Genomic DNA, 21361 nt, shown 5'->3' on the forward strand with positions numbered 1-21361 from the left:
CGCGCATCGCCGCCCCGCCAGCAGGTCAGTTCGACGGGTAGGGCCGGACAAAGACCGGACGCTCGGGCGTGGAGGCGTCGGGCTGATAGGCATAGCCGCCGCTGTCGAAATCCTGCAAGCCTTCCGGGTCGTTCACCCGGTGCTGCACGATGTAGCGGGCCATGGCACCGCGGGCTTTCTTGGCGAAGAAGCTGACGATCTTCGGCCCCTTGCCATCGCCCTTATCTTCCATGAACTGCGGGGTGATCACCCGCAGTTTCAGCGCCTTGAGGTCCACCGCGCCAAAGTATTCCTGACTGGCGCAGTTCACCAGAACATCGCTTCCGGTCGCCTCGGCCTGTGCGTTCAACGCCTTTGACAGGCTGTCGCGCCAATAGTCATAAAGGTTGCCGCCCCGGCGGGTTTTCAGCTTGCTGCCCATCTCTAGCCGGTAGGCTTGGATCGCGTCGAGCGGGCGCAGCACGCCGTAAAGGCCCGACAGGATGCGCAGGTAATCTTGGGCATAGGTCATCTCATCGGCATCAAGGCTCGTGGCCTCCAGCCCCTGATAGGTGTCGCCGGCGAAGGCCAGCGCGGCGGGGCGGGTGACCTCGGCTGAGGGCTCAGCCTCGAACGCCTGGAAGCGGTCGCGGTTAAGCCGCGCCAGATCGTCACTCAGCCCCATCAGGCTTTTAAGATCGCCCAAGCTGAGATTGCGCGCAGTCGTCGCCAGCCGCACGGCGTCTTCCTGAAAATCAGGCTGGGTGACGGCGACATTGCGCTCGGCCCAATCAAGGCGTTTGGCGGGGGAAATAACGACGAGCATGGCAGTCTCCTTGGGGGCGTTTCGGGGTGATCTAGCCCGCGTCGCGCAGAACGTCCAGAAAGGCGGGGCCAAAGCGTTCGGCGCGTTTGTCGCCGAGCAATCGTTCGATGGCCGAAGGGTCGGCGCTGCGCAGTTGGGCCACTTTCGCAAGCATCGCGGCAGAACAGCTCAGCGGCTTTTCGGTCCCCTGTTCGCCGCGCGCCAGATCGGCCTGCACCTGCAACAGCTGGTCATAGACATTGCCCGCCTCGCGCCCCGCCAGCTTGCGCCGCGCCTTATGCATCGGCTGCGCCTCGCCGTTGATGACTTCGAGGAAGGCCGCACCGTAATTTTCCAGCTTCTTGGCCCCCACGCCGCCGATCCGCGCCATGGCGTCGAGGTTTTGCGGGCGCGCCTCGGCCATCTCGATCAATGTCCGGTCGGTGAAGATGATATAGGCGGGCACGCGCGCCGCCTCGGCCAGTGCGCGGCGCTTGGCCTTGAGCGCCGAGAGGAGCGGCGCATCCTCGTCGCTGACCATCGCCTTGACCGCGGGCCGCCGGTTGGCCGCCGCCGCCTTGATCGTGTCGCGGCGCAGGTTGATGCTGGCCTCGCCACGCAGGATCGGCAGGGCCGCGTCGGTCATGCGCAGCGCGCCGTGGCGCTCGGCATCCGGGCGCACGAGGTCATGGCCCATCATCTGCCGGAACACCGCCTGCCATTCGTTGCGACTGTATTCCCCGCCCACGCCATAGGTCGGCAGCGACTGGTGGCCGCGCTGGCGGACCTTCTCGGTCTCGTTGCCCAAGAGGATGTCGATGAGATGGCCCGCGCCAAACCATTCGTCGGTGCGCAGCATGGCCGAAAGCGCCTTGCGCACCGCCGTGGTGCCGTCGAACACCTCCGCCGGACTATCGCAAAGGTCGCAACGTCCGCAGGTGACTTCGGCCTCGTCGAAATATCCCAGAAGCGTCTTGCGACGACACTCCAGCGCTTCGGCCAGACCCAAAAGCGCGTTCAGCCGCCCGTGATCGGCGGCACGGCGTTCGGGCGGGGCGAGGCCTTCGTCGATCTGGGCGCGGCGCAGACGGATGTCATCGGGGCCGAAAAGCGTCAGCGTCTCGGCAGGTGCCCCGTCGCGCCCGGCGCGGCCGATCTCTTGGTAGTAAGCCTCGATCGACTTGGGCAGATCGGCATGGGCGACCCATCGAATGTCGGGCTTGTCGACGCCCATGCCAAAGGCCACGGTGGCGCAGACGATCAGCCCGTCCTCTTGCTGAAAGCGGCGCTCGGCGATGCGGCGGTCCTCTGCCTCCATCCCGCCGTGGTAATGCAGCGCCTCCTGCCCCTGATCGCGCAGCGCCTTGGCCAGCCCCTCGGTCTTGGCGCGGGTGCCGCAATAGACGATGCCCGACTGGCCGCGCCGCGCCCCTGCAAAGGCGAGGATCTGGTCGCGCGGCTTGTTCTTTGCGGCGAAGGCGAGGTGGATGTTGGGCCGGTCGAAACCGCGCAGGAAGGCGCGCGGCGGGGTACCGTCGAAGAGCTTCTCGACAATCTCGGCCTGAGTCTCGGCATCCGCCGTGGCGGTGAAGGCCGCCAGTGGCACGTCGAGCGTGCGGCGCAGCTCACCGATGCGCAGGTAATCGGGGCGGAAGTCATGGCCCCATTGGCTGACGCAATGCGCCTCGTCCACGGCGATGAGATTGACGCCAACGCGCCGCAGCATCCCCATGGCGGAGCCTGCCGCCAGCCGTTCCGGCGCCATGTAGAGCAGTTTGAGCGTGCCAGCTTCCAGCGCCTCCCAAACCGCATCGGTCTCTTCGGGCGTGTTGCCTGAGGTGAGCGCGCCTGCCGCGACGCCTGCTTCTTGCAGGCTGCGGACCTGATCACGCATCAGGGCGATCAGCGGCGAGATGACCACCGTCACGCCCTCGCGCATCAGCGCAGGCAATTGGAAACACAGGGATTTGCCGCCGCCTGTGGGCATGATGGCCAGCACGTTTTCGCCCTCGGTCACGGCCTCAACAATCTCTTGCTGGCCGGGGCGGAACCCGTCGAAACCGAAAACATCACGAAGAAGCGTGGCAGCGCCTGTCATGGAGAACCTGTAAGATTGTCTGCTCTTTTTATGCAGACTCCCACACTAACAAAGCGTGAACAAGGCCAGATGCCCGCGACATCGGCGCGCGGGCGGGCCGAGCCACGCGTCAGTAGAAGGCCGCTGCGTTGTTGGTCAGCACGATCCGCGCCATGGCTACGGCGATCAGCACGATCAGGGGGGCGAGGTCCAGACCGCCCATCGGCGGGATCACATTGCGCACGCGGCTATAGACCGGCTCAAGAATGCGGTTCAGCCCGTCCCAGATCTGCGCCACCAGCGGTTGGCGCAGGTTCAGCACCTGAAAGTTGATCAACCAAGACATAATGACATGAGCGATGACGATGAACCAAACGATGTTCAAAAGCAGCATCAGGATCTGGAACAGCGACGTCATGGAATATCCCCTTGGTTTGACGCAAGACAGTTAAGCGCCCCGCCCTCAAAGGGCAAGAGTGCCGCGACGTATATGCTTGACCACGCACCGCTTCCGCCGCAGATCCGCGGCGTCACGACAAAGGAAAGCCTCATGTTCCCGATCATCCGCATGGCCAAAGACGTCATCGTCGCCGCGCGGCAGGCGCCGCTGGACAATCTGACCGATACCCATGTCAGCCACCACATCTGCTGGCCGCATGACCTCGATATCTGGATGGAGTTGAACAACGGGCGGGCGCTGTCGCTTTATGATCTGGGCCGCACCGCCATGGCGCAGCGGGCCGGGCTGATCACGCTGCTGCGGCAGAACAAATGGGCGATCACCATCGCGGGCTCCAGCACGCGGTTCCGCCGCCGCATCCGCATGTTCGAAAAGTTCGAGATGCGCAGCCGGACCCTGTGTTGGGACGACAAGTTCATCTACCTTGAGCAATCCATGTGGAAGAAGAACGGCGAATGCGCGAGCCATGTGCTCTACCGTTCCGCCGTCACCGATCGTAACGGGCTGATCCCGCCGGAAAAGGTCTTGCAAGCGATGGGGCGGCAGCAAGCTTCGCCTGAGGTGCCGGGCTGGGTGGCCGAATGGATCCGCGCCGATGCGCACCGCACCTGGCCGCCGATGCAGGACGCGGCCCCGGCCCCCGCTGCGGCAGGGCCGCTTTCGGCCTGAGCCGACCGCCCTCCTCTGCCTCACCCCCGCCCTTACAGACGCTTGCGCCTTGCGCCCTGCCCTGCTCTAACTTGAAAAAGGGCAGGCCGCGAAAGGGCGCAACATGGCACAGACAGGCGGGCGCAAGCGCATCTGGGGATGGTATTTCTTCGACTGGGCCAGCCAGCCTTACAACACCCTGCTACTGACCTTCATCTTTGGCCCCTATTTCGCCCAGACCGCGACCAATGCGCTGGTCGAGGGCGGGATGGAGCTTTCCGCCGCCAAAGCCCAAGCGCAGGCATACTGGGGCTATGGTCTGGCCCTCGCGGGCGTTGCGATTGCCATATTGGCCCCGATCTTGGGCGCGGTGGCGGATTCCTCGGGGCGGCGGATGCCTTGGATCTGGCTGTTCTCGGCCATGTATGTGGTCGGCGCGGGCGCGCTGTGGTGGACGGCCCCGGGAGATTTCTCGCTGCTTTGGGCGCTTTTCTTCTTCGGCATCGGCTTGGTCGGGATGGAGTTCGCGACGATCTTTACCAATGCCTACCTGCCCGAGTTGCACCCCGACGCGGATGAGCGGGGGCGCATTTCCGGCGATGGCTGGGCCTTTGGCTATGCGGGCGGGGTGCTGGCGCTGATCGCGATGATCGCCCTGTTTCAAAGCGGCGCGAATGGGCGCACCATGGCGGGGCTGACGCCGCTTTTCGGGCTGGACCCGGCGACAAAGGCCGACACCCGCATCGTCGGGCCGCTGACGGCCATCTGGTACGCGGTTTTTATGATCCCCTTCTTCCTCTATGTGCGCGACAGGCCGAAACCCGGCGCCGTGCGCTATCGCGTGGGCGCGGGTCTTGCGGATTTGGTGCGCACCCTGCGGGGGCTGCCGAAACACCCGTCGCTTCTGGCCTATCTCGGCTCGTCGATGTTCTACCGCGACGCGCTGAACGGGATGTATACCTTTGGCGGGGTCTATGCGCTTGGGGTGCTGGATTGGTCGATCCAAGAGATCGGAATCTTCGGCATCCTCGCCGCCATCTCGGGCGCGGTGTTCTGCGTGCTGGGCGGGCGGATCGACCGGCGCATCGGCCCGATGCCGGTGATCGTGGCCTGCTGCGTCATCCTCATCGCCACCGCCTGCCTGATCGTCTCTCTGGGGCCGAATTCCGTCATGGGCGTTTCTTTGCCCGAAGGCTCCGCCCTGCCGGATATCCTGTTCTACGTCGCCGGGGCCTCTATCGGCGCGGCGGGCGGGGCGCTACAGGCGTCATCGCGTAACATGCTGACCCGGCAGGGAAACCCCGATCGGATGACCGAGGCGTTTGGCCTTTACGCCCTCTCGGGCAAGGCCACCTCGTTCCTCGCACCGGCGCTGATTGCCCTGACCAGCGACCTCACCGGCAGCCAAAGGCTGGGGATCACCCCCGTCGTGGGGCTTTTCATCGTCGGCTTGATCCTGTTAGCCTGGGTCAAACCCAAGGGAGATTTCGCCACATGACGCTGCTTCGCACCCTCACCTCCGTGGCGCTGGCCTTTGCGCTTGCCTCTTGCGGGGGCGGTCGGACCGAGACCGACATCAGCGATGAGAAGGTCGCCCTGCCGACCATCGGCTCTTCGGGCGGCGCATTGAGCACGGTTGAGGCCAAGCGGCTTTTCGGCGCCAAGAACTTTGCCTCCGCGCAATCTCCGGCGGCTTTCGGCAGCTATTCCAAAGGCTGCCTTGCCGGGGCCGAGCAATTGCCCGAGACAGGTCCGACATGGCAGGCCATGCGCCTATCGCGCAACCGCAACTGGGCCCATCCCGAGATGATCGACATGGTTAAAAAGCTCAGCCGCAAGGCCGCGCAGCAGCCCGGTTGGGAAGGCGTCTATGTCGGCGATATGAGCCAGCCGCGCGGCGGGCCAATGTTGACCGGCCACGCCAGCCACCAGATCGGGCTTGATGCCGACATCTGGATGCTGCCGCCCAAATCCCTGAACCTCAGCCGGGCGCAGCGCGAGAACATCTCGTCGATCTCCATGCGCCGGGCGAGCGGGGCCTATGTGAATTCCTCTTGGACACCTGCGCATCACGAGGTGATCAAGGCTGCGGCCCAAGACCCCCGCACCGCGCGTATCTTCGTCTTCCCCGGCGCCAAGGTGCAGATGTGCGCCGATGAGAAAGGCGACCGCAGCTATCTGCGCAAAATCCGGCCTTGGTACGGGCATCACTACCATTTCCACATCCGCATCAGCTGCCCCAAGGGCGCGCGCGGCTGCGTGGATCAGGCCCCGCCCCCGCCCGGTGACGGCTGCGCCGATGCGCGCCAGTGGCAGGCCAATATCCTGAACCCGCCAAAGCCCGACCCGAATGCGCCCAAAGTAAAACCCAAGCCCAAGCGCGACATCCTGCTTGCGGACCTGCCTGCCCAATGCAACGCCGTTCTGAACGCAAACTGATCCGCGCCTGCCTCCCGTTCTTCCTGCTCATCGCCTGCGTGGCCCCCGCCGCGCAGACAGGGCCGGTGGTGCAAGTGGACAGCGTGCTGACATGGCGCCATCCGGCGCCGTGGTTCGGCGGCTTTTCCGGGGTTGAGGTGAATGCCGATGGCACCCGCCTCACGGCGGTGTCGGACCGGGGCCGCGTCGTGCAAGCGCGCATGCTGCGCGAGGCGGGCCGTCTGGTGTCGCTTGAGATTGAGGAGGATGCGCCGCTCAAAGATGCCGATGGCAAGCCCCTGCGCGACAAGATGCGCGATGCCGAAGCGCTGGCGCGTGACGACAGCGGGCAACTCTACGTCTCATTCGAACACGACCACCATGTCGCGCGGCTGTCGCCCAAGAGCGGCGTCACCACCCCGCTGCCCAGACACGACGACTTCGCCAAGTTCGAGCCAAACGCGGGGATGGAGACTTTGGCCGCCCACCCCGATGGGCGGCTCTTTGCGACCCCCGAAGGCGGCGGCCCGGCCTCGGGTGATTTCCCGCTCTATGCCTTTGACGGCAGCAGTTGGACGATCACCGCAGAGATCCCGCGCCGGGGGCCGTTCCTGCCAGTGGATGCCGATTTTGCCCAAGACGGTACGCTCTATCTGCTGGAGCGGACGATCACGCCGCTGGGGTTTCGCAGCCGCATCCGCAGCTTCGACCTCACCGCGCCCGGGCTTGGCGAAGAGACACTGCTGACCTCCGGCCCCGGTCAATATGACAACCTCGAAGCGCTCAGCACTTGGCAGGATGCGGCGGGGCAAACCCGGCTGACCCTGCTGTCGGACGACAACTTCTTCGTCATGCAGCGCAATGAGGTGGTCGAGCTGATCCTTGCCAAACCGGGTTCCGGCGACTAAAGCCATCCCGTCTGCGATCCCCGCAGGCCAAGTCGCCGCACCCTTGCACAAAACGGTTCACATATGACACGCACCTATCTTCCCGGCATTCTTGCCATGGCCGCCATCGTCGTGGCCTCGAATATCCTTGTTCAGTTTCTCTTTGGCCAATGGCTGACATGGGGGGCTTTCACCTATCCGCTCGCCTTCCTCGTCACCGATGTGATGAACCGTCTCTACGGCGCCTCTGCCGCGCGCCGGGTCGTGTTGGTGGGCTTTGTCGTGGGCCTGATCTGCTCGCTCATTGGGTCGCAGATCATGGGCGAGTTCGGCCCGCTGGTGACGATCCGCATCGCCGTGGCTTCGGGCACCGCCTTCCTCGTCGCGCAGCTGTTGGACGTGACGATCTTTAACCGTTTCCGCGATGGCGCATGGTGGCGCGCGCCCTTGGTCAGCACCTTGATCAGCAGCGCGATCGACACGGCGCTGTTTTTCTCCATCGCCTTTTCGGCCAGCCTGTCGTTCATCCACCCCGCCACCGATGTGGCTTGGGCCGCCGAGACGCTGCCGCTTTTGGGCACGGGCCCGCTCGCGCCGCTTTGGGTCTCGCTCGCCGTGGCGGATTGGTCGGTCAAACTGGCCATCGCGCTGATCGCGCTGATCCCCTTCCGGCTGCTGACCGCACGGCTGACCGCCCGCGCGTGATACCGGCGCAGGGGGCCACCCCCTGCCGCCGCGCCCCTTAAAAAAAACGCTTTGCGAATTTCAAAACCTGTGCAACGCTCAGGGTGAGTTCAACAAATGTAAAGGAGGTGATCCAGTGTCAAGAAAGGTATTGGAGCGAGGTGTTGGAACAGCCAGCGGGGTTTCCTGCTAGGGCAGCCCCTGGCAATGCAACCACCTGGTGGACGTCGGTCTAACCGATCCCCCTCCTGAAACCATTCGATTGGGCCGCTCCGCAAGGGGCGGCCCATTTCGCATTCCCCCTTCACCCTCAGGACGCGGGCTGGCATGTTGCGGGGCAAGGAGAGCCCATGCTGCACATCAACGATGACATCGCCATTCAGGATTGGGAGCTGACGGAAAGCTTCATGCGTGCCTCCGGCCCCGGCGGGCAGAATGTGAACAAGGTCTCCTCGGCGGTGGAATTGCGGTTCGAGGCCGCCACCTCGCCCTCCCTGCCGCAACCGGTGAAAAATCGCCTGCGCCGTCTGGCCGGGCGGCGCTGGACGACCGAAGGCGCATTGGTGCTGCAATGTGACGAGACCCGCAGTCAGGCCCGCAACCGCGAGTTGGTGCGCGAGCGTCTGGCCGAGTTGATCCGCCGCGCCCTCACCCCGCCGAAACGCCGCATCGCCACCCGCCCGACGCTGGGGTCGAAAAAGCGCCGTCTCAAGGCCAAAAAGGTGCGCGGCGAGGTCAAGGCGATGCGCGGCAAGGTCGATCCCGACGGTTAAGGATCAGCCGCGCCGCAGAAGGTAGATGTCCATGATCCAACCATGCGCCGCGCGGGCGGCGGCACGGGTGGCAATGATGTCTTCGGCCACCTCGGCCAACGGGCCATGGCGGATGATCTCTTCGGCCATGCCAACGTAGGCGCCCCACCAGATCGTCACCCCCGCAGGCGGCAAGGTCTGAAAGGCGCAATCGCCATCAAGCATGATCACCAGCGTATCGACCCCTTCCGGCCAGCCGTGATCGCGCAACTGCCGCCCGGTGGTCACCATGAAGGGCGCGCCGATTTCATTCAGCGGTATCGCATGAGCCGCCGTCAGCCCTTGCAATGAGGTGATGCCGGGGATCACGGTGATGCGGGGCGCAGGTTCCAGCCGCGCGGCGATGCGCAGGGTGCTGTCATAAAGCGACGGGTCGCCCCAGACCAGCAGCGCCACCCGCCGGGCGGTCGGATGCTGGGCCATCGCCCCGCGCCATGCCTCGGCAATCGCATCATGCCAGTGGTCGACACGGGCGCGGTAATCCTCGATCGCCGGGTCGCGCACGGGCAGATCGAAGCCGACGACCTGCACCGCCTCATTGGTCAACACCTCGTCGCAGATGCTCCGCCGCAGCCCCGCCAGATCATCCTTGCCCGCGCCCTTTTGCGGGATCAAGATCAGGTCTTGCGCGTTCATCGCCCGGATCGCTTGCAGGGTCAGATGCTCAGGGTTGCCGGTGCCGATGCCGATCAAAGTGAGTTCAAGCGCGCTCATCCCGGTATCCTCGCAATCGCTTTCAACCGCAGCCCGCCGAGCACCCGCGCATCAGGAAATTTGCCATCCGGCGACGCGCGGTAGAGCATCACGAAACGGCGCAGGTCATCCATATCCGCCTCGGTGATCTCTCCAAACAGATAGGCCACCTTGCCCGGCGCGCGAAAGGCGATGGTCTGCGCCCGCGTGCAGCCTGACATACAGTCGATGCCTCCGACCTCCACCTCGGACAGACCCGCGCGGACCACATCCAGAAAGCCGCCATCGGCGGTGCAGGAGGTGCAGACAAACGCCTTCACGTCTCGAACTCGGCCAATGGTCCGTAAAAGATCAGCGCGGGCGTGGTGCTGCTGGTGCTTTCCAGATGGCGTGCCAACGTTTCGATCGTGAAGCGCTGCACCTTCTCCGCCGGGGTCGAGACCGCCTCGGCCAGCAGCGCGGGCGTGCTGCCGGGGAGCCCGTGTTCGACCAATCGTGCGGCAAGGCCCGCAAAGGTGCGTTTGCCCATATAGACCACGGTGGTCGCCATCGGATCGGCCAAGGCGGCCATGTTCACGTCGCGCGGCAATTCGCCGGTCACATCCGCGCCGGTGATGAATTGCACCCGCCGCGCCGTCATGCGGCGGGTCAGCGGGATGCCCGCGGTGGCGGCGGCGGCAGAGGCGGCGGTCACACCCGGCACGATCTCGAAAGGGATATCCGCCGCGCGCAGGGCGATGATCTCTTCCTCCAGCCGTCCGAACATGCCGCTGTCACCGGATTTCAACCGCACGACCTTCAGCCCGGCTTCCGCATGATCGACCAGAACCCGGCTTACATGGTCTTGCTTGGGCGAGGCGCGCCCGGCCCGTTTGCCGACCCCGATCAGGTCCGCATCGGGCCGCGCGTGCTCTAAAATCGGGCCTGCGCTGAGGTCATCGAAGAGCACCACATCCGCCGCCTGCAACCGCGCCACGGCCTTGACGGTCAAGAGCTCCGGGTCGCCGGGGCCGGAGGAGACGAAGGAAACAAAGCCCCCCATCACAGCGCCGCGATCATGTGAAAGAAGGTGCCCGTGGCACGCCCGCCCCCCGCGAAATCGCGGACCGAGCCGGTCTCGGGCACTTCAAGATCATTGGCATCGGTGATCCGGGCCAGCGGAGCATCCGGCTCTGCAAGGATCGTGGCATAGTGGAACTCATGCCCGCGCAATTCGGCCCGTGCGGAATGGCCGGGGATCGGCGCGTTGAGATCGGCTTGACGGTAGCCCAGATGCATCTTGCGTTTGGCGAAAGAGGTCTCCAGCCCCAAAAGCCCCGCCATCTCGTGCCGGGCGCCCTCTTTGTCGATGAGGCCCGCGCCCATCGCCATATAGCCCCCGCATTCGCCGTGCACGGGGCGGGTCTCGGCAAAGGCGCGCAATCCTTTGCGGAAATGCGCGGCGGCGGCGAGTTTGCCCGCATGAAGCTCAGGATAGCCGCCGGGCAGCCAGCAGCAATCGGCGCTGTCATCGGGGGCTTCATCCGCCAGCGGGGAGAAGGGCAAAATCTCGGCCCCTGCTGCGCGCCATCCGGCTAAAAGGTGCGGATAGACAAAGGCAAACGCGTTGTCCTGCGCCAGCGCAATGTGCTGTCCGGGCGGGGTGATCTGCGCCGGTGCGGGTGGGTTCTGCAACGTGCCCCGCGCGGCGGCCCGCAGGGCGGGGACATCGACATGGGCCGCGACGAATGCCGCCGCCTGCCCCAACAGATCGGGCAGGTTTTCCTGCTCTCCGGCCTGCACCAGCCCGAGGTGACGCTCGGGCATTTCGATCTCCACCCGGCGCGGCAGCGCGCCGAAGACTTTGATCCCGACAGCCTCCATCCCCGCGCGCACCAGCGTCTCATGCCGGGGGGAGGCGACGCGGTTCAACACCACGCCCGCCAGTTCCACATCGGGCCGCATCTCGCGAAAGCCGAGCGCCGTGGCCGCCACCGATTGCGCCGCCCCCGATACGTCGAGCACCAGCACCACCGGCCAGCCCATCAGCGCCGCGACATCGGCGCTGGCGCCATTGCCGCAGGCCCCCGGTTTGGCCACCCCGTCAAACAGCCCCATCGACCCTTCGCCGAGGATCAACTCGGCCCCATCGGCATTGCCGACCAGCCCTTCGATCCGCGCGCGGTCCATCGACCAACTGTCGAGGTTGAAAGACGCCCGGCCCGAGGCCGCCGTGTGAAAGGCAGGGTCGATGTAATCAGGGCCGCTTTTGAACGGCTGCACCGCGACACCTTCGGCGCGCAGCGCGGCCAACAGCCCCAGCATGAGGGTTGTCTTGCCGGTGCCGGAGGCCGGGGCGGAGATCAGCAGGCCGGGCGGGATCATGAGGAAGTCTCCGGAAAGCGCGGCTCGGCCCCGACGGGGCGGAAACGGCGGTCATAGTCGGCGGCGTACAGGCGGCTTTCACCGAAATCTTCGGCGCCAATGGCATGGCCTACGAGGATCAACGCGGTGCGGGCCATCTCTTCGCCCACCTCGGTGCGCAGGGTCGCAAGCGTTGCCTTGACGATGCGCTGATCGGGCCAGCTTGCACGCCAGACCACGGCGACGGGGCAATCGGCACCGTAATGCGGGGTCAGTTCTTCGACGACTTTATCAAGCACATGCACCGACAGGTGGATGGCCAGCGTCGCCCCGGTGCGGGCGAAATTGGCCAGCGTCTCGCCTTCGGGCATCGCCGTGGCGCGGCCCGAGGTGCGGGTCAGGATCACCGATTGCGCCACGCCCGGCAGGGTCAACTCGGCCCCCAGTTCCGCGGCGGCGGCGGCAAAGGATGGCACCCCGGGCGTCACGTCATAGGCGATGCCCATCTCGCGCAAGCGGCGCAGCTGTTCGCCCATCGCCGACCAGACCGACAGGTCGCCCGAATGCAGCCGCGCCACGTCATGGCCTGCGGCATCGGCGGCGGCGATTTCCTCCATGATGTCATCCAACGACAGCCGCGCGGTGTTGACGATCCGCGCCCCTTCGGGGCAGTGGCTCAGCAACGCCTCGGGCACCAGCGACCCGGCATAGAGGCAGACCGGGCAGGCCGCGATCAGGTCGCGTCCGCGCAGGGTGATGAGATCCGCCGCCCCCGGCCCGGCCCCGATGAAATGTACAGTCACGGTATCTATCCTTTCCTCTCGGCAATCGCCGCGGTGGCCATGGCATCGCCCGAAACGACGCGTTCGGCAACCAATACCGCCCCCGGCCCGGCGGCGGCCAATGCGGCGGCCTCGGACAGGGAGCCGGTGCCGAAACGGTCTTCGATCCGGGCCGATTGCGTGGGGGTTATCATGCGGGCCAAGTCTTCGGTGGTGATGCCCAGCCCCGGCACGCCCAACTCTTGCGCGAACTCGCGGAAGACGGTGGCGCGGGCCTTGGCGGCTTCGGTCACCAACGCGTCGATCTTGGTGCCATCGGGGTTGGCCCGCTCCAGCGCGTCGCGCAATGACGCCACGCTTGCCGCGCCCCGAAATCCGATCCCGGCCATCCTCATAGTGTCACGCTCCATTGTACCACGGGCCGCAGCGGCTGCCAGCCGCGCATCCGGCCCAAAGGTGCGGCCTGCGCCAGTTCGATCCGCAACAGGTTACCGCCATGCTCCGCTTGCAACTGCGCCAAAAGCGCTTCGGTTTCCAGCGTCACACCGTTGGCGACCAGCCGCGTGCCCGCTGGTAGCGCAGGCAGGAGGGCATCGTAAAGCGCCGCGTTCCCGCCGCCGCCGACAAAGACCACGTCAGGCAGAGGGTGCCCCGCCCAGCCCTCCGGCGCGCGGCCATGAATTGTTTGCATACGCGCGTTCAGGCCGAAATCTGCGATGTTACGGGTGATATTCTCGATCCGCGCCGCGTGTTGCTCAAAGGCGATGGCGCGCCCACCGGCGAGACAGAACTCGACCGAGACCGAGCCGCTGCCCGCGCCGATGTCCCACAGCAACTCGCCGGGCCGGGGGGCGAGGGCCGACAGCGTCAGCGCCCGCACCGGCGCCTTGGTGATTTGGCCGTCGCTGGCAAAATGGTCATCCGACAGGCCGGGGGTGCGCGGCAGGCCGATGCCCTTGGGCAATTCCACCCCGACCGCCACCGGCGCTTGCACATCCGTCAGATCAAAGCCATCCGCCCGCACCGCCCGCACCCGCGCATCGGGGCCGCCCAGCCGTTCGGCCACATACAGCGTGGCCGCGCCTGCGCCCTGTGTGCAAAGAAACTCCGCCAGCGTCGCCGGGGCCTCCCCATCGCGCAGCAGACAGATCATCCGCCCCTTGGGACGCAGGGCACCGCGCAACTGCGCCAGCGGTGCGGCGTGAAGCCCATGGCAGGTGACCTCCTCCAACCGCCAGCCAAGCGCATTGGCCACCAGCGAGAAGGTCGAGGGCGCGGGCAGGCTGTGCCATTCGTCGGGCTGCAACGCGCCGACGATGCTGCCGCCCGCGCCGAACCAGAAGGGATCGCCCGACACCAGCATCACCACGCGCTTGCCGCGCTCGGCCAACACCGGCTCGACCGAGAAAGGCACCGGCCAAGCCCGCCCGCGCGCGCCTGCGCCTGCCCGCTCCAGATGACGCGGCCCGCCAAAGATCACCTCGGCCTCTGCCAGCGCCGCGCGGCTTGCCGCGGGCAAGGCATCCGCGCTATCGTCGGGCATTCCGATGATGCTGAGCCAAGGATCACCCATCATGCGCGTCCTTCTTTTGGGTGGCACCACCGAAGCCAGCGCCTTGGCCCGCGCCTTGGCCAAAGCTGGAATCGACGCGGTGTTTTCCTATGCCGGACGCACCGACAGCCCCGTGGCCCAGCCCCTGCCCACCCGCGTCGGCGGCTTCGGGGGCGTGGCGGGGCTGGTGGCCTATCTCGAAGCCGAAGCGATCACCCATGTCGTCGACGCCACCCATCCCTTCGCCGCGGGGATGAGCAACAATGCCTTTGTCGCCTGCGCCCGGCAGGACCTGCCGCTGGTGCGGTTCGAGCGCCCCGCGTGGGAGCCGCAGGAGGGGGACAACTGGACCTTCGTGCCCGACCTCACCGCGCTGCCCGCCGCCCTGCCCGACAGCCCGGCGCGGGTGTTTCTGGCCATCGGCAAGCAGCAACTGGCGCTTTTCGCCGCGAAACCGCAGCACCGCTACCTCCTGCGCCTCGTCGATCCGCCACGCGGCCCGCTGCCGCTGCCGCGGGCGACGGTCGTGTTGGCGCGCGGGCCCTTCGACGTGGCGGGCGATACCGCGCTGATGCAGACCCATGCGATCACCCATGTGGTCGCCAAGAACGCCGGAGGCTCCGGCGCGCGGGCCAAGCTGGATGCAGCCCGCAGCCTTGGCCTGCCGGTGATCTTGGCCGAGCGGCCGAAACTGCCGGGCGAGGTGGCCGCCAATGATGTGACCGAGGTGATGCATTGGCTACATCATACCGCGCTGCGCGGCGTATAGACATAGCGCCCGACCCGCCGCGTCGCGGAATTGCCGACGATCACCACGGTGCGCATATCTGCCATCTCGGGCGTCGCCTCGCCCAATGTGACGGTGTTGAACGCCTCTTCGGATGTGGTCACGGCGCGGGCGAAGGTGATCAGCCGGTCCGGCCCGCATTCGGCGCGCAGGATGTCCAACGCCTCGGCGAATTGGTGCAGGCGGGATTTGCTGCGGGGGTTGTAGAAGGCCATGGCGAAATCCGCCCGCGCGGCCATCCGCAAACGGTGCTCCACCATCGCCCAGGGCTTAAGGTTGTCGCTGAGGTTGATCGCGCAGAAATCATGGCCCAAGGGCGCCCCAAGCCGCGCCGCCGCCGCCAGCATCGCCGTGATGCCGGGCAGCACGCGGATGTCGACGCTTTCAAACGCCGGATCCCGCTCCACCGCCTCGAACACGGCTGAGGCCATGGCAAAGACACCCGGATCGCCCGAAGACACCACCACCACCCGCGCGCCCGCCTGCGCCAGTTGCAGCGCATGGGTCGCCCGGTCCAACTCCACCCGGTTGTCGCTGGGGTGCAGGGTCAGCCCGTCGCGCGGGGCAACGCGGGCGACGTAAGGGATATAGCCGATAACGTCAGTGGCCTGCGCCAAGGCCTCGGTCACCTCGGGCGTGACAAGCGCATCGTCGCCGGGGCCGAGGCCCGCGATATGAAGGATGCCGCTCATGTCTCCGCCTCCGGTCTGCGGCCTTGACCATGGACCAAGACGATCGCGAAATAGGGGCAGTCGTCATCCGCCACGTCAGAAAGCCTCGCCACCCGCTGGTCGGGCATGGTGCCGCGTTCGACCAGCCAAGCGTCCTCCAACTTGCCCGCCGCCGCCAGCGCGCGGCGCACGCTGGGCAGGTTGCGGCCCGTCTTCATCACCACCAGCGCATCGGCGCGTTTCATGTGGTCGGTCAACTCGGCCTCGGGCAGCGTGCCCATCAGCACGGTCACCACGTCATCGCCCCAAGTGAAGGGGGTATCCAGCGCGTTCCAGCAGCCCACCATGCCGGGGATCGCGGGCAGCACCTCAACCTCGGCGCGGCCCTGAAGCCGGGTGTGCAGATGCATGAAAGAGCCGTAGAAGAAAGGATCACCTTCGCAGAGCACGACGACCTCGTGATCCTGCGCCAAGGCTTCTAGCCGGTCGGCCCATTCCTCGTAAAATGCGACCATCTGGGCGCGATACTCGGGCGAATCAAAGCGCAACTCGGTGGTGACGGGATATTCCATCGCATATTCGATGACGTCGTCGCGCAGCATCCCCTCAACGATCCGGCGTGCTTGGCCCGCGCGGCCTTTCTTGCGAAAATAGGCCAGATGCCGCGCGCCGCGAATGGCACGGTCGGATTTCACGCTCATCAGCTCGGGGTCGCCGGGGCCAAGGCCCGCGCAGATTACCTTGCCCATCGTCATTCCACCCTGCTTGCCAGCGCGTTCACCGCCGCCACGGTGATCGCCGAGCCGCCCAAACGCCCCTGCACAATCATCGAAGGCACGGGCAAATCTTGCATCAAGGCTTCTTTCGATTCCGCCGCGCCGATGAAGCCCACCGGACAGCCGATGATCGCCGCCGGGCGCGGGCAATCGGGGTCTTCGAGCATGTTGAGCAGGTGAAACAGCGCCGTGGGCGCATTGCCGATGGCCACCACAGCACCTTGCAGATGGGGCCGCCACAGTTCCAGCGCGGCGGCAGAGCGTGTGTTGCTCATCTTCGCGGCCAAATCCGGCACCGAGGGGTCGCGCAGGGTGCAGATCACCTCATTCTCGCGCGGCAGCCGTTTGCGGGTGATGCCTTCGCTGACCATATAGGCGTCGCAGAGGATCGGCGCACCGTCTTCCAGCGCCGCCCGCGCGGCCACGGCCATGCCTTCGGAAAAGCGGATGTGTTCCTCCAGTCCCACCATGCCCGCGGCGTGGATCATGCGCACGGCGACGATCTCTTCCTCGGGGGTGAACCGCGCCAGCGCCGCTTCGGCGCGGATGGTGGCAAAGGACTGGCGGTAAATCTCGGCACCGTCGGTGATATAGCTATGGGGCATCGGCGGACTTTCTAAGGTGAGAGGCGATGTCGGCGGGGGTCAGCCCGCGCAGATCAGGGATGGCATCGGCGCGGCCATCGTGGATGAGGTCATAGCGCTCTGGCGCGGTGGCGGTCAGGGTGAGGTCGGTAGCGCGCGGCGCGGCGCAGCCCTTGGCGCAGCCGGAGACATGCAGGCGTTGCCCCTTCGGCACCACGGCGGCAAGGCGCCGGGCCAGCCCGCGCGTCTCACCCCGGCCCTGTGCACAGCCCGGCGCGCCGATACAGGCAACGACGCGCAACAGCGGGTCATCGGCGGCGGTGATGAGACCGGACAGATCAGGCAACCGCGGGGCACCTTCGATCAGCAGCCGCCGCCACGGGGTCAGGCGGAGCGGGCCAAGCTCGGCGAGCGCCGCAAGCGTCTCGGCCTCCATCTGCCCGAAAGCACAGGCGACAAGCGCCCCGGCTGGGTAGAGGCCGGGGGCAGGTGCGCCCTGCCCTATCTGCCGTGGGCAATCAAAACCTGCGGGAAGCGGTGCCCCCGTGGCCATGGCGCGCGCGGCACGGGTCACCCCCTGCGCGCGCACCCATTCGGCCAGCGCGATGGCCTCGGCCACCGCAGTCGCGCGGGTTACGGGTTTGCCCCGCGGCGCCCCTTCGATGCAGAGTAGCAGTTGCCCCTCCGCCGACCGCTCGAACCGGATGTCGGCGGGATCGGCCTGCAACACCGGCTGCGGCCCCGCGTCCACCGCATAACCGAATTTGGCGGAGACATCCGGCAGCGCATGGGCCTGCGCGGCGGCAGAGAGGGCTTGGCAAAGGAAATCCGTATCATCGCCCGCCTGCCAAAAGGGGCTGACCATGATGTTGCGCCGCCGCTCCGTCCGCTCATCCACGTCGATCAGCGCCAGCGCGCGCAGCGCGTCGATCAGACCTTCGTGCCGCGCGGGATCGACGCCGCGCAGTTGCAGATTGCCCCGGTTCGACAGGTCGAGCATGCCATTGCCATAGCGCGCGGCCAGCCCTGCCACGCCGCGGGCTTGGGCCGGGGTCAAGCGCCCCTGCGGCACCCGCAGACGCACCACCAGCCCATCGCCCGAGAGCATCGGGCGCAACGCACCGGGGCACCAGCCCTTGATCGCCGGGGCCGCGCTCACGTCACCCCGTCCAACGTGGCCGAGATCGAGTTGCGGCGGGTCAGCCAGAGGCCGGACTCGCGCAGCGCCGCAAAACGGTCGCGCATGGCTTGCAAGGCCGCGGGGTTCTCGGCCTCCATAAAGGCAACGAGATCATCGCGCCCGAGCGTGGCATCGAAATAAAGGTCGAAGAGATGCGCAGGCACCTCGCGCGTCAGATGCGCAAAGGCAGCAAGGTTGTCGAGTGTCGCTGCCACCTCTGCCGCGCCGCGGAAACCATGGCGCATCATGCCGCTGGCCCAGCCGGGATTGGCCGCACGGGCGCGGACGACGCGGGCGATTTCTTCGGGCATAGAGCGCGCGCGCGGGCTGCCTGCGCGGGTGTGGTCGAGGTGGTACATCGCCGGTTTCTGCGCACCCAGATGCGCCATCGCGGCGGCAAAGCCGCCTTCGTGGCTGGCATAGTCCGAGGCGAGCAGGATATCGCTTTCGGCCAAGTCCTGCACATGAGCAAACCCATCGGCGCGCTGCAACTGCGCCTCCAGCGCGGCGCGGTCCTGATGCGCCTCGCCTTGGGCGTTGATCGCCCATTCCGACCCCGCGAGCCACGCCTCGCCCGCCGCGGCGCGACCGGCGTCGGAATAGTCTTGCAAGGCCGCTTCCATATTCACGCCGTAAAGGCCCGGCTTGGGGCCAAAGACACGGGGGGTGCGGGTGAGATAGGGGTTCATATCCGGCGCTTCTTCGCGTTCGGCCAATGCCGCCGCCCCCGCTTCGAAAAGCTGCGCGAGGCCGGGAAAGACATCGCGGAACAGGCCCGAGATGCGCAGGGTCACGTCGATGCGCGGACGGTCCAGCAGGGTCAGCGGGATCACCTCAAAGCCCGAAACCCGCTCACTGCCCTCATCCCATTTCGGCGCGATCCCGGCGAGATGCATCGCCATGGCGACCTCTTCGCCCGCCGTGCGCATGGTGGCCGAGCCCCAAAGGTCGATCACCAGCCCGCGCGGCCAGTCGCCATTGTCTTGCAGATGCCGCCTGAGCAGTTCCTCGGCCAGTTTCACCCCCTGCGCATGGGCGGCCCGGCTGGGCACCCCGCGCGGATCGACGGCATAGAGGTTGCGCCCCGTCGGCAGCACATCAGACCGCCCGCGATAGGGCGAGCCGGAAGGCCCGGAGGTGACGCGCCGTCCCGCCAGCGCGGTCAGCAGCCCGTCCCATTCGCCCGCCCCCGCGCCAAAGACGTGCAGACCATCGCCGTATTGGCTTTCCTTGATGTCGCAAACAAAGGCGTCGATCCGGGTCAGCGCCTCGGCCGAGGAACTGGCGGCGTCGAGGCCAAGATCATCTTCCACCCCCGCCGCCTGCGCCTCGGCGCGGATCGTGTCGACCAGCCGGTCGCGGCGCGCGGGGTCGAGCCCGTCGGCGGTGGAATATTCGTCCAGCAGCCGTTCCAGCCGCAACAGCCCATCGGGTGTTTCACTGTCTTTCAGCGGGGGCGGCAGATGGCCGAGCGTCACCGCTCCGATGCGCCGCTTGGCCTGTGCCGCTTCGCCGGGATCGTTGACGATAAACGGATAGATCACCGGTAGATCACCGGTCAGCGCCTCGGGCCAACAGTCGTCCGACAGAGCCACGGCCTTGCCCGGCAGCCATTCCAGCGTGCCATGCGCGCCGATGTGCACCAGCGCGTGATGCCCCTGAGCGCGCAGCCAGAGGTAAAACGCCACATAGGAATGCCGCGGGGTGCGGGCGAGGTCGTGATAGCTCTCTTCGCGGTCCGTCAGATCGCCGCGTTCGGGTTGCAGCGCGACCAGCGCGTTGCCGCAGGTTTGGGCCGCGAAGTGAAAGGCGCCGTCCTGAGCCAGCGGGTCATCCTCAGCCTGCCCCCATGCCTGCGCGAGGTCATCGCGCAGCGCCTGCGACAGGCTGGCCAGAGCGGCACGGTAGTCAGCCAACGGCCAAGTGATGCGCTGCTCGGTCAGGCTGCGGCCAAAGCCGATCTGCGGCGTGACGCTATAGCCCTCGCCCGCCAGCCGCATCAACATGTCTTCGACGCTGGCCAGCGCATCAAGGCCGACCGCATGGGCCAGCTGATCGTCCCGCCCCGGATAGGTCGAGAGCACCAGTGCCAGCTTGCGTGTGGCCGCCGGGGTCTGCGCCAGCCGATGCCAGCCCAGCACACGGGCGACGACAGCCTCGATCCGCGCCTCTTCGGCGCGGTGGGCAAAGCGGGAGTATTGCAGATCGGGGTCGCGCTTTCCGGGGCTCTTGAAACTGACGACGCCACCGAAGATGCGGCCATCGACCTCGGGCAAGACCACATGCATCGCCAGATCGGCGGGGGAAAGGCCGCGCTCGCTCTCGTCCCAATCGCGCCGCCGCGCGGTGGAGAGGGCCACCTGAAACACCGGGCAGCCCGGCGCGTCGAGCGGGGAGCTGCCATCATCCCCGCGCCCCGAAAAGGCGGTGGCGTTGACGATGGCCACGGGTTTCATCGCCGCCAAGGCATCGTCCAGAAAGCCCCGCGCGGGATCGGATTTGAGCGAGGGCACGAAAAGCCCGATCGCGTTCAGCCCCGCCGCCCGCAACGCCCGGATCAGCGCATCGACAGGCGCGGTATCGGCGGCCAGAAGATAGCTGCGGTAAAAGGTAACCGCGACAGTCTCCCCCGCCGCGTCGGCGAGGGGGAGCACCCCTTGATCGGGGTCGTAATAGCCGCAATCGGGCACCGTTTTCGTGCCCATGACCGGCCCGGCGTAAAAGCCCGCCGCCAGCGCCATCTGCGCCAGCGCGGCCTGCGCCGCCACCGGCCCGCCCGCATCACAAAGATGCGCAAGACGGCGCAGCGTGGAAACCGGCAAAGTCGAATGCGCGTCGAGCCCCGGATCCTCGCGCCCATCGGCGGGCAAGATGGCCAGCGCGATGTCATGGCGGCGGGCGAAGTCTTGGACCTGCAAGATGCCGTAGGGCCAGTAATTCTCCCCCCCAATGAGGCGGATCAGAATGCCCTTGGCCCCGGTCAGCGTCTGTTCGATGTAGTTGTCGACCGACGCAGGGTGCCGCAGCGCCACCAGGTTGCACAGCCGCAGCGAGGGCAGCTTGCCCTCCTTGCCGCCGCCGCGATGCCAGCCTGCCGCGAAAGCGCCGAGGTCACTGTCCGAAAACGACAGCACCACCAGATCGGCGGGGGTTTGCCCCGGATCATAGGGGGTGTCGGTATCCTCCAACCCGTGGCTTTCGCGAAAGACGACATGCATGGGCG

The 21361-nt window shown here is 66.7% G+C and carries 22 protein-coding genes; 7 read left to right on the plus strand and 15 right to left on the minus strand.

The annotated features are described in order from the left end of the window. Positions 1-25: 25 nt before the first annotated feature. From yaaA to ACGYLI_RS07740, 3 genes are all read right to left on the minus strand, one after another. Positions 26-805, minus strand: a complete 780-nt coding sequence (gene yaaA / locus ACGYLI_RS07730; protein WP_394418566.1) for a peroxide stress protein YaaA — start codon at positions 803-805, stop codon at positions 26-28. Positions 806-836: 31 nt separating this feature from the next. Next, complete coding sequence (gene recQ, locus ACGYLI_RS07735) at positions 837-2882, minus strand: DNA helicase RecQ (RefSeq protein ID WP_394418568.1); 2046 nt, start codon at positions 2880-2882, stop codon at positions 837-839. A 109-nt stretch (positions 2883-2991) separates the two neighbouring features. After that, complete coding sequence (locus ACGYLI_RS07740) at positions 2992-3279, minus strand: YggT family protein (RefSeq protein ID WP_067267829.1); 288 nt, start codon at positions 3277-3279, stop codon at positions 2992-2994. A gap of 132 nt (positions 3280-3411) precedes the next feature. Here ACGYLI_RS07740 and ACGYLI_RS07745 point away from each other — a divergent pair, with 132 nt between their 5' ends. The 6 genes from ACGYLI_RS07745 to arfB all read left to right on the plus strand — a co-directional run bounded on the left by ACGYLI_RS07745 (position 3412) and on the right by arfB (position 8731). Then, the gene (locus ACGYLI_RS07745; RefSeq protein ID WP_394418570.1) at positions 3412-3990 is read left to right on the plus strand and encodes an acyl-CoA thioesterase; all 579 of its coding nucleotides are present in this window, start codon (positions 3412-3414) and stop codon (positions 3988-3990) included. A 103-nt stretch (positions 3991-4093) separates the two neighbouring features. Beyond that, positions 4094-5467: an MFS transporter gene (locus ACGYLI_RS07750; protein ID WP_394418572.1), complete on the plus strand. Its 1374-nt coding sequence runs from the start codon at positions 4094-4096 to the stop codon at positions 5465-5467. After that, on the plus strand, positions 5464-6408 hold the full coding sequence (mepA, locus tag ACGYLI_RS07755; RefSeq protein WP_394418574.1) for a penicillin-insensitive murein endopeptidase: 945 nt from the start codon (positions 5464-5466) through the stop codon (positions 6406-6408). The genes ACGYLI_RS07750 and mepA overlap by 4 nt, the downstream gene beginning before the upstream one ends. Then, a complete protein-coding gene (locus tag ACGYLI_RS07760; protein ID WP_394418576.1) occupies positions 6381-7295 on the plus strand; it encodes an esterase-like activity of phytase family protein in 915 nt (304 codons plus the stop codon). The genes mepA and ACGYLI_RS07760 overlap by 28 nt, the downstream gene beginning before the upstream one ends. Positions 7296-7358: 63 nt before the next feature. Beyond that, positions 7359-7979, plus strand: coding sequence for a queuosine precursor transporter (locus ACGYLI_RS07765; RefSeq protein WP_394418578.1), 621 nt, complete (start codon positions 7359-7361; stop codon positions 7977-7979). A gap of 329 nt (positions 7980-8308) precedes the next feature. Next, positions 8309-8731 (plus strand): alternative ribosome rescue aminoacyl-tRNA hydrolase ArfB, encoded by a 423-nt coding sequence (gene arfB / locus ACGYLI_RS07770; protein WP_067267837.1) that lies wholly within the window; start codon positions 8309-8311, stop codon positions 8729-8731. Between the two features lie 3 nt (positions 8732-8734). On the opposite strand, the gene cobF is transcribed toward arfB, so the two are convergent. The 7 genes from cobF to cbiT are packed head-to-tail and all read right to left on the minus strand — an operon-like array spanning position 8735 to position 14161. Then, entirely contained in the window at positions 8735-9484 is a 750-nt protein-coding gene (gene cobF / locus ACGYLI_RS07775; protein WP_394418580.1) for a precorrin-6A synthase (deacetylating), read from the minus strand. Next, on the minus strand, positions 9481-9783 hold the full coding sequence (locus ACGYLI_RS07780) for a DUF1636 family protein (protein ID WP_394418582.1): 303 nt from the start codon (positions 9781-9783) through the stop codon (positions 9481-9483). The genes cobF and ACGYLI_RS07780 overlap by 4 nt, the downstream gene beginning before the upstream one ends. Next, complete coding sequence (gene cobA, locus ACGYLI_RS07785; RefSeq protein ID WP_394418584.1) at positions 9780-10505, minus strand: uroporphyrinogen-III C-methyltransferase; 726 nt, start codon at positions 10503-10505, stop codon at positions 9780-9782. The genes ACGYLI_RS07780 and cobA overlap by 4 nt, the downstream gene beginning before the upstream one ends. Beyond that, the gene (locus tag ACGYLI_RS07790; protein WP_394418586.1) at positions 10505-11827 is read right to left on the minus strand and encodes a cobyrinate a,c-diamide synthase; all 1323 of its coding nucleotides are present in this window, start codon (positions 11825-11827) and stop codon (positions 10505-10507) included. Before ACGYLI_RS07790 ends, cobA begins: the two co-directional genes overlap by 1 nt. Further along, positions 11824-12609: a precorrin-4 C(11)-methyltransferase gene (cobM, locus tag ACGYLI_RS07795; RefSeq protein WP_322328778.1), complete on the minus strand. Its 786-nt coding sequence runs from the start codon at positions 12607-12609 to the stop codon at positions 11824-11826. Before cobM ends, ACGYLI_RS07790 begins: the two co-directional genes overlap by 4 nt. Positions 12610-12614: 5 nt before the next feature. Next, positions 12615-12983 carry a cobalamin biosynthesis protein gene (locus ACGYLI_RS07800; RefSeq protein ID WP_271688487.1) on the minus strand — a complete coding sequence of 123 codons (369 nt, stop codon included), beginning with the start codon at positions 12981-12983 and terminating at the stop codon, positions 12615-12617. Further along, positions 12980-14161 carry a precorrin-6Y C5,15-methyltransferase (decarboxylating) subunit CbiT gene (gene cbiT, locus ACGYLI_RS07805; RefSeq protein WP_394418588.1) on the minus strand — a complete coding sequence of 394 codons (1182 nt, stop codon included), beginning with the start codon at positions 14159-14161 and terminating at the stop codon, positions 12980-12982. The genes ACGYLI_RS07800 and cbiT overlap by 4 nt, the downstream gene beginning before the upstream one ends. On the opposite strand from cbiT, the gene ACGYLI_RS07810 reads away from it, so the two are divergent. Beyond that, the gene (locus ACGYLI_RS07810) at positions 14160-14909 is read left to right on the plus strand and encodes a cobalt-precorrin-6A reductase (protein ID WP_394418903.1); all 750 of its coding nucleotides are present in this window, start codon (positions 14160-14162) and stop codon (positions 14907-14909) included. The two genes, cbiT and ACGYLI_RS07810, sit on opposite strands and share 2 nt — an antisense overlap. Here ACGYLI_RS07810 and cobJ read toward each other — a convergent pair. Genes cobJ through cobN form a run of 5 tightly spaced genes read right to left on the minus strand, consistent with a single transcriptional unit; the run spans position 14885 to position 21356 of the window. After that, complete coding sequence (cobJ, locus tag ACGYLI_RS07815; protein WP_394418590.1) at positions 14885-15619, minus strand: precorrin-3B C(17)-methyltransferase; 735 nt, start codon at positions 15617-15619, stop codon at positions 14885-14887. The genes ACGYLI_RS07810 and cobJ overlap by 25 nt on opposite strands. Beyond that, the gene (gene cobI / locus ACGYLI_RS07820) at positions 15616-16347 is read right to left on the minus strand and encodes a precorrin-2 C(20)-methyltransferase (protein ID WP_394418905.1); all 732 of its coding nucleotides are present in this window, start codon (positions 16345-16347) and stop codon (positions 15616-15618) included. The genes cobJ and cobI overlap by 4 nt, the downstream gene beginning before the upstream one ends. 2 nt (positions 16348-16349) lie before the next feature. After that, positions 16350-16979: a precorrin-8X methylmutase gene (locus ACGYLI_RS07825; RefSeq protein WP_271688492.1), complete on the minus strand. Its 630-nt coding sequence runs from the start codon at positions 16977-16979 to the stop codon at positions 16350-16352. Further along, positions 16969-18117: a precorrin-3B synthase gene (gene cobG / locus ACGYLI_RS07830; RefSeq protein ID WP_394418592.1), complete on the minus strand. Its 1149-nt coding sequence runs from the start codon at positions 18115-18117 to the stop codon at positions 16969-16971. The genes ACGYLI_RS07825 and cobG overlap by 11 nt, the downstream gene beginning before the upstream one ends. Further along, a complete protein-coding gene (gene cobN / locus ACGYLI_RS07835) occupies positions 18114-21356 on the minus strand; it encodes a cobaltochelatase subunit CobN (protein ID WP_394418594.1) in 3243 nt (1080 codons plus the stop codon). The genes cobG and cobN overlap by 4 nt, the downstream gene beginning before the upstream one ends. Between the last annotated feature and the right edge of the window lie 5 nt (positions 21357-21361).

The organism is Sulfitobacter sp. 1A13421 (assembly GCF_043557285.1).
Taxonomy (GTDB): Bacteria; Pseudomonadota; Alphaproteobacteria; order Rhodobacterales; family Rhodobacteraceae; genus Sulfitobacter; species Sulfitobacter faviae.

Excerpts from the sequence above, each read along its gene's own strand:
- recQ (WP_394418568.1), bottom strand. The coding sequence starts at position 2,882 with ATGACAGGCGCTGCCACGCTTCTTCGTGATGTTTTCGGTTTCGACGGG.
- yaaA (WP_394418566.1), bottom strand. The coding sequence starts at position 805 with ATGCTCGTCGTTATTTCCCCCGCCAAACGCCTTGATTGGGCCGAGCGC.
- ACGYLI_RS07790 (WP_394418586.1), bottom strand. The coding sequence starts at position 11,827 with ATGATCCCGCCCGGCCTGCTGATCTCCGCCCCGGCCTCCGGCACCGGC.
- ACGYLI_RS07825 (WP_271688492.1), bottom strand. The coding sequence starts at position 16,979 with ATGCCCCATAGCTATATCACCGACGGTGCCGAGATTTACCGCCAGTCC.
- cobF (WP_394418580.1), bottom strand. The coding sequence starts at position 9,484 with ATGAGCGCGCTTGAACTCACTTTGATCGGCATCGGCACCGGCAACCCT.
- ACGYLI_RS07750 (WP_394418572.1), top strand. The coding sequence starts at position 4,094 with ATGGCACAGACAGGCGGGCGCAAGCGCATCTGGGGATGGTATTTCTTC.
- ACGYLI_RS07760 (WP_394418576.1), top strand. The coding sequence starts at position 6,381 with ATGCAACGCCGTTCTGAACGCAAACTGATCCGCGCCTGCCTCCCGTTC.
- cobA (WP_394418584.1), bottom strand. The coding sequence starts at position 10,505 with ATGGGGGGCTTTGTTTCCTTCGTCTCCTCCGGCCCCGGCGACCCGGAG.
- cobI (WP_394418905.1), bottom strand. The coding sequence starts at position 16,347 with ATGGGCAAGGTAATCTGCGCGGGCCTTGGCCCCGGCGACCCCGAGCTG.
- cbiT (WP_394418588.1), bottom strand. The coding sequence starts at position 14,161 with ATGGGTGATCCTTGGCTCAGCATCATCGGAATGCCCGACGATAGCGCG.
- ACGYLI_RS07800 (WP_271688487.1), bottom strand. The coding sequence starts at position 12,983 with ATGAGGATGGCCGGGATCGGATTTCGGGGCGCGGCAAGCGTGGCGTCA.
- cobN (WP_394418594.1), bottom strand. The coding sequence starts at position 21,356 with ATGCATGTCGTCTTTCGCGAAAGCCACGGGTTGGAGGATACCGACACC.
- cobJ (WP_394418590.1), bottom strand. The coding sequence starts at position 15,619 with ATGAGCGGCATCCTTCATATCGCGGGCCTCGGCCCCGGCGACGATGCG.
- ACGYLI_RS07765 (WP_394418578.1), top strand. The coding sequence starts at position 7,359 with ATGACACGCACCTATCTTCCCGGCATTCTTGCCATGGCCGCCATCGTC.
- mepA (WP_394418574.1), top strand. The coding sequence starts at position 5,464 with ATGACGCTGCTTCGCACCCTCACCTCCGTGGCGCTGGCCTTTGCGCTT.
- ACGYLI_RS07740 (WP_067267829.1), bottom strand. The coding sequence starts at position 3,279 with ATGACGTCGCTGTTCCAGATCCTGATGCTGCTTTTGAACATCGTTTGG.
- arfB (WP_067267837.1), top strand. The coding sequence starts at position 8,309 with ATGCTGCACATCAACGATGACATCGCCATTCAGGATTGGGAGCTGACG.
- ACGYLI_RS07745 (WP_394418570.1), top strand. The coding sequence starts at position 3,412 with ATGTTCCCGATCATCCGCATGGCCAAAGACGTCATCGTCGCCGCGCGG.